Origin of the sequence: Bradyrhizobium sp. (genome assembly GCF_019242285.1) — a bacterium.
Lineage (GTDB): Bacteria > Pseudomonadota > Alphaproteobacteria > Rhizobiales > Xanthobacteraceae > Bradyrhizobium.
The window spans coordinates 1-9,865 of sequence record NZ_JAFAVV010000939.1 but is presented as its reverse complement, the minus strand read 5'-3'; the positions used below and the strand labels follow the sequence as shown (position 1 = coordinate 9,865).

Genomic DNA, 9,865 nt, shown 5'->3' with positions numbered 1-9,865 from the left:
GTCCTTCATTGCCAGGTGTGCGGGCGGGAGCATTCCCAACCAATCCACGGCAGCACAATTCGGTCTGACTCCAAGGCGTAACCGCGTCTCCATCGTGCGGTCGCGCCGAAGAACTCAGGTCCGAGAACTATTTGAACGGGCTCCCGTCGCAGGGCGCCGTTTGGAGGGTGCTATGACCGAACGCATCAGGGAATTCCTGCGCCACCGCCGCAGTGAGGGCCTCGACACCGAGCCGTGTCTGGTCGTCGATCTCGACGTGGTGCGCGACAATTATCAGAGCTTTGCCAAGGCGCTGCCGGACAGCCGCGTGTTCTACGCGGTGAAGGCCAATCCGGCGCCGGAGGTGCTGTCGCTGCTCGCCTCGCTCGGCTCGTGCTTCGACACCGCGACGGTGGCGGAGATCGAGATGGCGCTGGCGGCTGGAGCTACGCCCGATCGCATCTCCTATGGCAACACCATCAAGAAGGAGCGCGACATCGCGCGCGCCTATGCGCTCGGCATCCGCCTGTTCGCGGTCGACTGCGTCGCCGAGGTCGAGAAGATCGCGCGTGCCGCGCCGGGCTCGCGGGTGTTCTGCCGCATCCTCTATGACTGCGCCGGGGCCGAGTGGCCGTTGTCGCGCAAGTTCGGCTGCGACCCGGAGATGGCGGTCGACGTGCTCGACCTCGCCAAACGGCTGGGGCTCGAGCCCTGCGGCATCTCGTTCCATGTCGGCTCGCAGCAGCGCAAGGTGAAGGCGTGGGACCGTGCGCTCGCGATGGTCTCGCAGGTGTTCCGCGACTGCGCCGAGCGCGGCATGAACCTGTCCATGGTCAACATGGGCGGCGGCTTCCCGACCAAGTACCTGAAGGACGTGCCGCCGGTGGTGCAGTACGGCCGCTCGATCTTCCGTGCGCTGCGCAAGCATTTCGGCAACCAGATCCCGGAGACCATCATCGAGCCGGGACGCGGCATGGTTGGCAATGCCGGCGTCATCGAGTCCGAAGTCGTCCTGATCTCCAGGAAGAGCGACGAGGACGAGGTGCGCTGGGTCTATCTCGACATCGGCAAGTTCGGCGGTCTCGCCGAGACCATGGACGAGTCGATCCGCTACGCGATCCGCACCCCGCATGACGGGGCGGAGATGACGCCGTGCGTGCTCGCAGGCCCGACTTGCGACTCCGCCGACGTGCTGTACGAGAAGTTGCCTTATCCGCTGCCGGTGACGCTCGAGATCGGCGACAAGATACTGATCGAGGGGACCGGGGCCTATACCTCGACCTACTCGTCGGTGGCCTTCAACGGCATTCCGCCGCTGAGAACCTACCACATCTGATCGACGCCTCTTTGCCCGAGGCCGATGAATCGGGGAGCCGGCCAGCCGGCTCCCTCCCTGACATCTCGAATTCTGACAACGCTTGACCGCGGGCCTCGGCGTGCGGGTTCAAGCAGGGACTGACGTGCCATGACCGCTCTTCGGAAGCCACCGGCCGCCCTCACCTCGCATGCCGCTCCGTTCGTGATCCGTGCGGAGCGTGCACCCGACGTCACCGCCCGTGAAGCGCTGCTCGATGCCTGCTTTGGCGAGAACCGCCATGGCCGCACCTGCCAGCGCCTGCGCGACGGACGCGCCCCCGCCGCCGGCCTCGCGCTGGCCGCGGTGCGCAAGGGCAAGCTCGTGGGAACCGTGCGGCTGTGGCACGTCAGCGCCGGAGGCAGGCCCGCTCTGGTCCTCGGACCGCTCGCGGTCGATCCTGCCTGCCGCGAGCTCGGGATCGGCGCCGCGCTGATGTATCAAGCGCTGGCCGCCGCCCGGGCGCGCGGGCATGCCGCCGTGATCCTGCTCGGCGATGCGCCCTATTATGCCCGCTTCGGCTTCTCGGCGGCGAAGGCCGGCGAATTGATGCTGCCCGGACCGTTCGAGCGCGAGCGCCTGCTCGGCCTCGAGTTGGCCCAAGGCGCCCTTGACGGCGCCTGGGGTATGATCGTCCCGACCGGCGCGGCCTTGCCTGAAATCCGCGCCAGGCGCTCACGGAAGGCCGCGCGGCTCGTCGCTCACATGGCCTGATCGCCGCAGGTCGGCAGCCTGCGGGGTGACATCGCCGCCGCAGTGCGATAGCGAAGGCGCGCCCCGCCTGATCCCACGTCGCCCGGAGGCCAGCCCTGAGGCGTCAGATGCCACGCCGTTTTCTGGAGAACATTGATGAGCCCTTCCTCGCAGATCCACGCGAAGATTTCCGGCCCCATTGTGATGATCGGCTTCGGTTCGATCGGCAAGGGCACGCTGCCCCTGATCGAGCGGCATTTCGACTATGACAAGTCGCGCTTCGTCATCATCGATCCGCACGAGGACGGCGAGCTTGCGAAGCAGCACGGCGTCCGCTTCATCAAGCAGGCCGTGACGCGCGACAATTATCGCGAGCTGCTGGTGCCCCTGCTGACCGCCGGCGGCGGCCAGGGCTTCTGCGTCAACCTCTCGGTCGACACCTCTTCGGTCGACATCATGACAATGTGCCGCGAGATCGGCGCGCTCTATATCGACACCGTGGTCGAGCCGTGGGCGGGCTTCTATTTCGACAAGAGCGTCGGCTCGGACAAGCGCTCCAATTACGCGCTGCGCGAGACCCTGCTGGAGGCGCGGCGCAAGATGCCTGGCGGCACCACCGCGGTCTCCACCTGCGGCGCCAACCCCGGCATGGTGTCGTGGTTCGTCAAACAGGCGCTGCTCGACATCGCCCGCGACACGAACACCGCGTTCAACGAGCCGAAGAGCCGCGAGGGCTGGGGAGAGCTCGCCCACAAGCTCGGCGTCAAGGGCATCCACATCGCCGAGCGCGACACCCAGCGCTCCAGGAAGCCCAAGCCGATGAACGTGTTCGTCAACACCTGGTCGGTGGAAGGTTTCGTCTCCGAGGGCATGCAGCCGGCCGAGCTCGGCTGGGGCACCCACGAGACATGGATGCCGGAGAACGGCCGTACTCATCCCGATGGCTGCGGCGCCGCGATCTACCTGGCGCAACCCGGCGCCAACACCCGTGTGCGCTCCTGGTGCCCGACGCCCGGCGCGCAATACGGTTTCCTCGTCACCCATAATGAGTCGATCTCCATCGCCGACTATTTCACCGTGCGCGACGGCAATAAGGTCGTGTACCGCCCGACCTGCCACTACGCCTACCATCCAGCCAACGACGCCGTGCTGTCACTGCACGAGATGTTCGGCGCCACCGGGCGGATGCAGCCCTCCTGGCACATCCTGGACGAGAACGAGATCGTCGACGGCATCGACGAACTCGGCGTGCTGGTCTACGGCCACGCCAGGAACGCCTATTGGTTTGGCTCGCAGCTCTCGATCGAGGAGACGCGCAAGCTCGCGCCCTACCAGAACGCGACCGGCCTGCAGGTGTCCTCCGCCGTGCTCGCCGGCATGGTCTGGGCGCTGGAAAATCCGACCGAGGGCATCGTCGAGGCCGACGAGATGGACTTCCGCTGCTGCCTGGAAATCCAGATGCCCTATCTCGGCCCGGTGAAAGGTTTTTACACGGACTGGACGCCGCTGACCGACCGGCCGGGATTGTTTCCGGAAGACATCGATACGAGCGACCCGTGGCAGTTCCGGAATGTGCTGGTACGGTGACCTAACGCTCCTCGGCGCCTATTACCTCAAACTCCGCTGTCATCGTCCGGCTTGACCGGGCGATCCAGTACGCCGCGGCCTATCGGCCCAAGCACTGCCGCCTCCGGGATGCTGGATGCCCGCTTCGCGAGCATGACAGCGGTGGTGATGGCCACGGTGCGTCATTTGGCGAGATAGTCGAACGCCACTTTCCCTAGCCCCAGCGTCAAATCGGCCTTGAAGTGCAGCGCCGATATCACCTCGCGAACGGGGAGACGGGCGACGTCGCAGAGTGCGTGGGGAAACAGGCCAAGCGCGGCGGGGCCGGTCCAGGCCTCCTTGAGCGTGATGTCCTCGAGGTGGAAGCGCACCAGTTCGCAGATACGGGCGCCACCGTCGACATCGGGGATGATCTTGAGAATGAAATTCGGCGCCTTCATCCCTTTCAGCACCGTGTCGAGGTCCATAGCGCGGTGCTTGTAGCCCATGGTGGCGGATACGCAGAGCACCGAGCCGTAATGCAGCGTGCCGACCAGCACGTCGCTCTCGACCTCGATCTTCGGCCGCGCCAGCTTCTTCGGGAAACCCCAGAGCTCGCGGCCGCCGGCGATCGGGCCTTCGTCATCCAGATACATCGCGTGCGTATAGGCGCCCTCCTCGCCCTTGAAGCGCACGGGGATCACCTGTCCGGTCTCGGTGTAGTCGCCGAAGCCGGTGGAATCAGGCATCCGGATGAACTCGTATTTCACCACCGGCTCAGCGACTTCCAGCGGCTCCGGCACGACGGCCGCCAGCGCCTCCGGATCGGTCCGATAGGTGATGACGAAATATTCGCGGTTGAAGAAACGATAGGGTCCCGGCGGAAACGATGGGCTGGTCAGCGGCATCGAATAGGCGGTGCGCCTGATGTCCTCTATCTTCATGGAGTCCTCGCGTTTCACCCCTGCTGTCGCCGAATATGGCGCCACAGGCTCGGACAGGCGAGGCCGTAAATTCGGCAGCGGCTCACATCGGTGTCAGATGCCGTCATGGCACCGTCACACCGCGGCGGCTACGTGAGCGACTACCTGGGCGCGCTGTTATCCTTGATCGGAGGCGCCATCTTCTCGGCCGGCGCGGGCGGCAGCGCAGCCTTGGCGCCTTCCTTCTGCGCCTCCGGATCGGGACGCGCCGGTTCGGGCGCGGGCGTGGTCGGGCGCGTGCCGCCGGGTTTCGACTCGGCTGGCGCCTTGCTGTCGGACGGCGGCGACACCTGCGTCGGCGGCGTGGCCTGCGCCACTTCCAGGCGATCCTCGCCCCTGATCTGCGCGAGCGAGACGCCGGACATCAGGAGCCCAGCCACCATCAGGAGCACGGCCACTCCCATTTCCAGCCCCGGCAGGCCCTTACGCTCGTCAGCTGACATTGCGTCGTATCCCCAAGGTTTATTGCCCGGGTGTCAACGAACAGTGCCGCGCCGGGTTCCGGCAATGATGGCAGGAAAGGGGAACCAGCGCCTCAAAGGGCCAGCAGGCCGGCGTCGCCCTGCTCGTCCGCGAAAGCGAGCCGGCTGCCGTCGGCGTTCCAGGCCAGGGCCGCGACCGGCGGGTTGCCGTTTCGCCGCACCAGGAGTTCGCCGCCGTCCTCCATACGCACCATCAGGATGGTGCCGTCCTCGTAACCGGCCGCGAGGATGTCCTGCTTCGGATGGCAGGCCACGACGGTGGCGCGCACCGGCAGCGGCGCCAGCATCGCCGGCTCCTTGCCCATCGGCCCGTCCTTGCTGGCGAACGGCCATGCGATCACGCTGTCGGCACCGGAGGTCGCCAGGAACTTGCCGCCCGCGCTCCAGGCCATCGAGCGGACCCGGCCGGGATAGCCGGACATGCGCATGTGGCGGCTGTCGGCGAGCCGCCAGCCATGCAGCGCCGGCTCGTGCATCGCGGTGACCAGGAAGCGGTTGTCGGGGCTGAAGGTGACGCCGAGTTGCGAGCCGGCCCAGGTGAGCGACTCCGGCGTCCCCGTCATGTTGGGAAACCACAGGGTGGCGCCATTGTAATGCGCGATCGCGAGCCGCAGGCCCTTCGGCGCGAAGGCCAGCCCGCCGACGGTCGAGGGCACCTCGAGCGATTTTTCCTCGCCCTTGCCGCTCCTGACGAAGGCGGTCTTGCCTGCCGACCAGGCGAAGGCGCCATCGCCATGCAGCGCCACGCAGTCGATCCAGCGCCGCTTGGCGTCGGTCGCGAGCACCGCGACCTCGCCCTCGGCATCGACCGCGACGACCTTGCCGTCGTCACCGCCGGAGACGACGCGCTTGCCGTCCGACACCGCGCAGAGGATGCCGCCGCCATGGGTGGCAACGCGGCCGATCTCGCCCGCCTTATCGACGAAGGCAACGCTCTCCTCGGCGCCGACGAAGACCGCGTTATCTCGCAGAAAATGCACCGAGCTCACTGGCGCGCCGAGCGACACCGGCGTGACCCGATCGGTGATGGAAGCGATGGAGGCCTGTCCGCCGCCTGGTCCGGCTTGTGACATCACGTGACGATGCAGCGCTCGAAACCGTCGCGGATCATCTGCTCCGGCAATTCGCGACCGATGAACACGAGCCGGCTCTCGCGCGGCTCACCCTCTTTCCATTTCCGCTGGTGGTCGCCCTCCAGCATCATGTGCACGCCCTGGAACACGTACCGGTCGTCGTCGCCCTGGAACGCCAGGATACCCTTGGAGCGCAGGATCTTCTGGCCCTCCTCCGCGACCAGCCGCTGCAGCCAGGGCATGAACCGGGTGGGATCGAGCGGCTTGTCGGTCCTGAGCGACAGCGAGTGCATGTCCTCGTCGTGATAGTGCTTCAGGCCATGGCCGTGATCATGATGGTGGTGATCATGGCCGTGATGGTGGTGATGATCATGATCATGGTCATGGTCGTGATCGTGCTCGTCGCCGGCATCGAGGAAATCCGGCTCGATCTCCAGGATGCGGTCGAGATCGAAGGCGCCACGCTCCAGCACATCGTTCAGACCCACCCGGCAGCGCTCGGTGCGATGCAGCTTGGCATAGGGATTGATGCCGCGGATGCGCGCCTCGACCTCGGCGAGTTCCGGCTTCGACACCAGGTCGGTCTTGTTCAGCACGATGACGTCGGCAAAGGCGATCTGGTTCTTGGCTTCCGGCGCATCCTTCAGGCGATCGGACAGCCATTTGGCATCGGCCACCGTCACCACCGCGTCGAGCCGCGCGTTCTTCTGCACGTCCTCGTCGACGAAGAAGGTCTGCGCCACCGGCGCCGGATCGGCAAGGCCCGTGGTCTCGACGATGATGGCGTCGAACTTGCCCTTGCGCTTCATCAGGCCGTCGAGGATGCGCACGAGGTCGCCGCGCACGGTACAGCAGACGCACCCATTGTTCATCTCGAACACTTCCTCGTCGGCACCGATGATGAGGTCGTTGTCGATCCCGATCTCGCCGAATTCGTTGACGATGACGGCGTATTTCTTGCCGTGGTTCTCCGACAGGATGCGGTTCAACAGTGTGGTCTTGCCGGCGCCGAGATAGCCGGTCAGCACGGTGACTGGAATTTTGGAAGCTTCAGCCATGATCACTCCGAAAATCGGGCAGCAAGCAGCGGCGGGGTGGCCCCCGCCCTCATCCCGAAAGCGCGCTGCCCAGCGCCCTTATATTGTGCCTGACGAGGTCAATGTAAGTGGGGACCGCCCCCTTTTCACCGGTCAGGCTATCCGAATAGAGGGTGCCGCCGACCTTGGCGCCAGTCTCCGCTGCCATCCTGTCGATCAGCCGCGGATCGCTCAAGTTCTCGAGGAACAGCGCCGGTATTCGCGCGGCCCTGATCTCTCCGATGATGGCCGCGACGTCGCGCGCGGACGGCTCGGTGTCGGTCGAGACTCCCTGCGGTGCGATGAAGGCGATGCCGTAGGCGGCGGCGAAATAGCCGAATGCCCGGTGGGTCGAGATCACCTTGCGCCGCTCGGGTGGAATGTTGGCGACCGCGGCTCGCACCTCGGCATCGAGCGCATCGAGCCGGGCCAGATAGGCTTCGGCATTTTTCCGAAAAGTATCGGCGTCAACAGCGTCCGCCGCCAGCAGCGCATCGCGGATATTGGCGACGTAGATTTTCGCATTGGCGACCGATTGCCAGGCGTGGGGGTCGGTCTCGCTATCCGACTTCAGCGGTTCGATCCCGCCGCTGGCGATGATGGTCGCCGCCTTGCTGCCGGAGGACTGCACCAGCCGCGGCAACCAGCCTTCGAGGCCGAGGCCGTTCACGACGATGAGCCCGGCCGACGCGATCTTGCGCGCGTCGGCGGGCGTCGGCGTATAGACGTGGACGTCGCCGTTCGGGCCGACCAGGGTCGTCACATCGACCTTGTCGCCGCCGACATTCTTCACGAAATCGGCGAGGATCGAGAAGCTCGCGACCACCTTCAGTCGCTCGTCTGCGCGAAGCGGGCCTGACGCCACCGCCACGACCAACGCGGCAAGCCATAACCGCCGCATCGCTCACGCCTCGAGGTGGCGGCCGGGAAACAACTGCCGCACCAGGCCGCTATGGCGTCCGAACAGGACGGAAGCTGCGTAGAGCAGCGCCGCCACCAGGATGATCGCCGGACCCGACGGCACCTTGGTCTGGAACGACCATACGAGGCCGGCATAGCCGGAAACGATCGCACTCGAGACCGCGATGCAGATCATCGGCGTGATGTCGCGCGACCAGAACCGCGCGATGCCGGCTGGCAGGATCATCAGGCCGACCGCGAGCAGGGTGCCGAGCGCCTGGAAACCGCTGACGAGGTTGATCACGACCAGCGCCAAGAAAGCGAAATGCGCCGGCGCGCCGGCCCGGCTGACGGTGCGCAGGAACAGGGGATCGACGCTCTCGATCACCAGCGGCCGGTAGATCACGGCGAGCGCCAGCAAGGTCAGCGTGGCGTTGAACGCGACCAGCAACAGTGTCTGATCGTCCATCGCCAGGATGTTGCCGAACAGCACGTGCAGCAGGTCGATATTGGTGCCCTTGATGGAGACGATGGCAACCCCGAGCGCGAGCGAGGTGAGATAGAAGGCCGCCAGAGACGCATCCTCCTTCAGCCCGGTCGATCGCGCGACGAGGCCCGCCAGCAGCGCGACCGCGAAGCCTGCGACGAGGCCGCCGGTCGCCATCGCGAACAGATTGAGCCCGGACAAGAGGAAGCCGATCGCGGCCCCCGGCAGGATCGCGTGCGCCATGGCGTCGCCGACCAGGCTCATCCGCCGCAGCATCAGGAACACGCCGATCGGCGCGCCGCCGAGCGACAGCGCGATGATTGCAGCCAGCGCGCGGCGCATGAACTCGAACTCGAAAAAGGGCGCGATCAGCGCGTCGAAAATCATGGCGTCAGGCCGCCCGCTGCGGCCGCTCATCCGCGACGCAGGCCGCGGCATCGTCGTCGAAAGCCTCGCACATCCGCCGGGCCTCCTGCAGGTTCTCCGCCGTCAGCACGTCCGCGGTCGCGCCCCAGGCCACCGGTTCGCGTGCCAGCAGCAGCGTCTGTGGAAAATGCGCGCGCACCAGCTCCATGTCGTGCAATGCCGCGAGCACCGTCCGGCCCTCCGCATGCCAGCGTTTCACCAGCACGAGCAGGTCGGCCGCCGTCTTGGCGTCGATGGCGTTGAACGGCTCGTCCAGCACGATCAGCCGCGCATTCTGCAGCAGCACGCGCGCGAACAGCATGCGCTGCATCTGCCCGCCGGAGAGCGTGCCGATGCCGCGATTCTCGAAGCCGGTCAGGCCCACGGCGGCGATCGCCTGCGCGATCTTCTCCCGCGCAGGCCTGCCAATGCCGCCGAACAGGCCGGTCTGCCGCCACAGGCCGGTGCCGACGAGATCGAACACCGAAATCGGAAAGCTGCGGTCGATGTCGGCAGTCTGCGGCAGATAGGCGATGTCGCGGACGTCGAGGCCGCCGCGGGAGATCACGCCCGACAACGGCTTGAGGATGCCGAGGATGCCGCGAAACAGCGTCGACTTGCCGGCGCCGTTCGGGCCCACTACCGCGAGCAGCGCGCCGGACGCGACCTCGCCCGAGAGATGATGCACCGCCGGGTGCCGGTCATAGCCGAGCGTGACATCGGAAAACTGCAGTTGTGGGACCATGGCTAGCGCATCGCCGCAAGCACGATCGCCCACAGGGCGGCACTGACCGCAACCGCCGCGGCGAGCCGGGACAGAACCGGCATCCGCAGGATCGACCATGGCGCAATTTGAGCGGGATGTGGCACATCCGGCCCGTGCGGATG

10 protein-coding genes are annotated in these 9,865 nt (G+C 66.4%); 3 read left to right on the top strand and 7 right to left on the bottom strand.

Going from position 1 to position 9,865, the window contains the following annotated elements; all coding sequences use genetic code 11:
• Window positions 1-172: 172 nt before the first annotated feature.
• The 3 genes from JOY90_RS38455 to JOY90_RS38445 all read left to right on the top strand — a co-directional run bounded on the left by JOY90_RS38455 (window position 173) and on the right by JOY90_RS38445 (window position 3,613).
• The gene (locus tag JOY90_RS38455) at window positions 173-1,315 is read left to right on the top strand and encodes a type III PLP-dependent enzyme (protein ID WP_291696300.1); all 1,143 of its coding nucleotides are present in this window, start codon (window positions 173-175) and stop codon (window positions 1,313-1,315) included.
• A gap of 129 nt (window positions 1,316-1,444) precedes the next feature.
• A complete protein-coding gene (locus tag JOY90_RS38450; protein ID WP_291696299.1) occupies window positions 1,445-2,047 on the top strand; it encodes a GNAT family N-acetyltransferase in 603 nt (200 codons plus the stop codon).
• Between the two features lie 135 nt (window positions 2,048-2,182).
• Window positions 2,183-3,613 (top strand): homospermidine synthase, encoded by a 1,431-nt coding sequence (locus tag JOY90_RS38445; protein WP_291696298.1) that lies wholly within the window; start codon window positions 2,183-2,185, stop codon window positions 3,611-3,613.
• Window positions 3,614-3,774: 161 nt separating this feature from the next.
• Here the strand turns inward: JOY90_RS38445 and JOY90_RS38440 are convergent, their stop codons facing one another.
• The 7 genes from JOY90_RS38440 to JOY90_RS38410 form a co-directional block, all read right to left on the bottom strand.
• The gene (locus JOY90_RS38440; RefSeq protein WP_291696297.1) at window positions 3,775-4,515 is read right to left on the bottom strand and encodes an acetoacetate decarboxylase; all 741 of its coding nucleotides are present in this window, start codon (window positions 4,513-4,515) and stop codon (window positions 3,775-3,777) included.
• Between the two features lie 140 nt (window positions 4,516-4,655).
• Window positions 4,656-4,997 carry a hypothetical protein gene (locus tag JOY90_RS38435; protein WP_291696296.1) on the bottom strand — a complete coding sequence of 114 codons (342 nt, stop codon included), beginning with the start codon at window positions 4,995-4,997 and terminating at the stop codon, window positions 4,656-4,658.
• 92 nt (window positions 4,998-5,089) lie between these two features.
• Entirely contained in the window at window positions 5,090-6,109 is a 1,020-nt protein-coding gene (locus JOY90_RS38430) for a WD40 repeat domain-containing protein (RefSeq protein WP_291696295.1), read from the bottom strand.
• Entirely contained in the window at window positions 6,109-7,167 is a 1,059-nt protein-coding gene (locus JOY90_RS38425) for a GTP-binding protein (RefSeq protein ID WP_291696294.1), read from the bottom strand. The genes JOY90_RS38430 and JOY90_RS38425 overlap by 1 nt, the downstream gene beginning before the upstream one ends.
• A gap of 49 nt (window positions 7,168-7,216) precedes the next feature.
• A complete protein-coding gene (locus JOY90_RS38420; protein WP_291696293.1) occupies window positions 7,217-8,086 on the bottom strand; it encodes a zinc ABC transporter substrate-binding protein in 870 nt (289 codons plus the stop codon).
• Window positions 8,087-8,089: 3 nt separating this feature from the next.
• Complete coding sequence (locus tag JOY90_RS38415) at window positions 8,090-8,959, bottom strand: metal ABC transporter permease (protein WP_291696292.1); 870 nt, start codon at window positions 8,957-8,959, stop codon at window positions 8,090-8,092.
• A gap of 4 nt (window positions 8,960-8,963) precedes the next feature.
• Window positions 8,964-9,722 (bottom strand): ABC transporter ATP-binding protein, encoded by a 759-nt coding sequence (locus JOY90_RS38410; RefSeq protein WP_291696291.1) that lies wholly within the window; start codon window positions 9,720-9,722, stop codon window positions 8,964-8,966.
• Window positions 9,723-9,865: the final 143 nt, after the last annotated feature.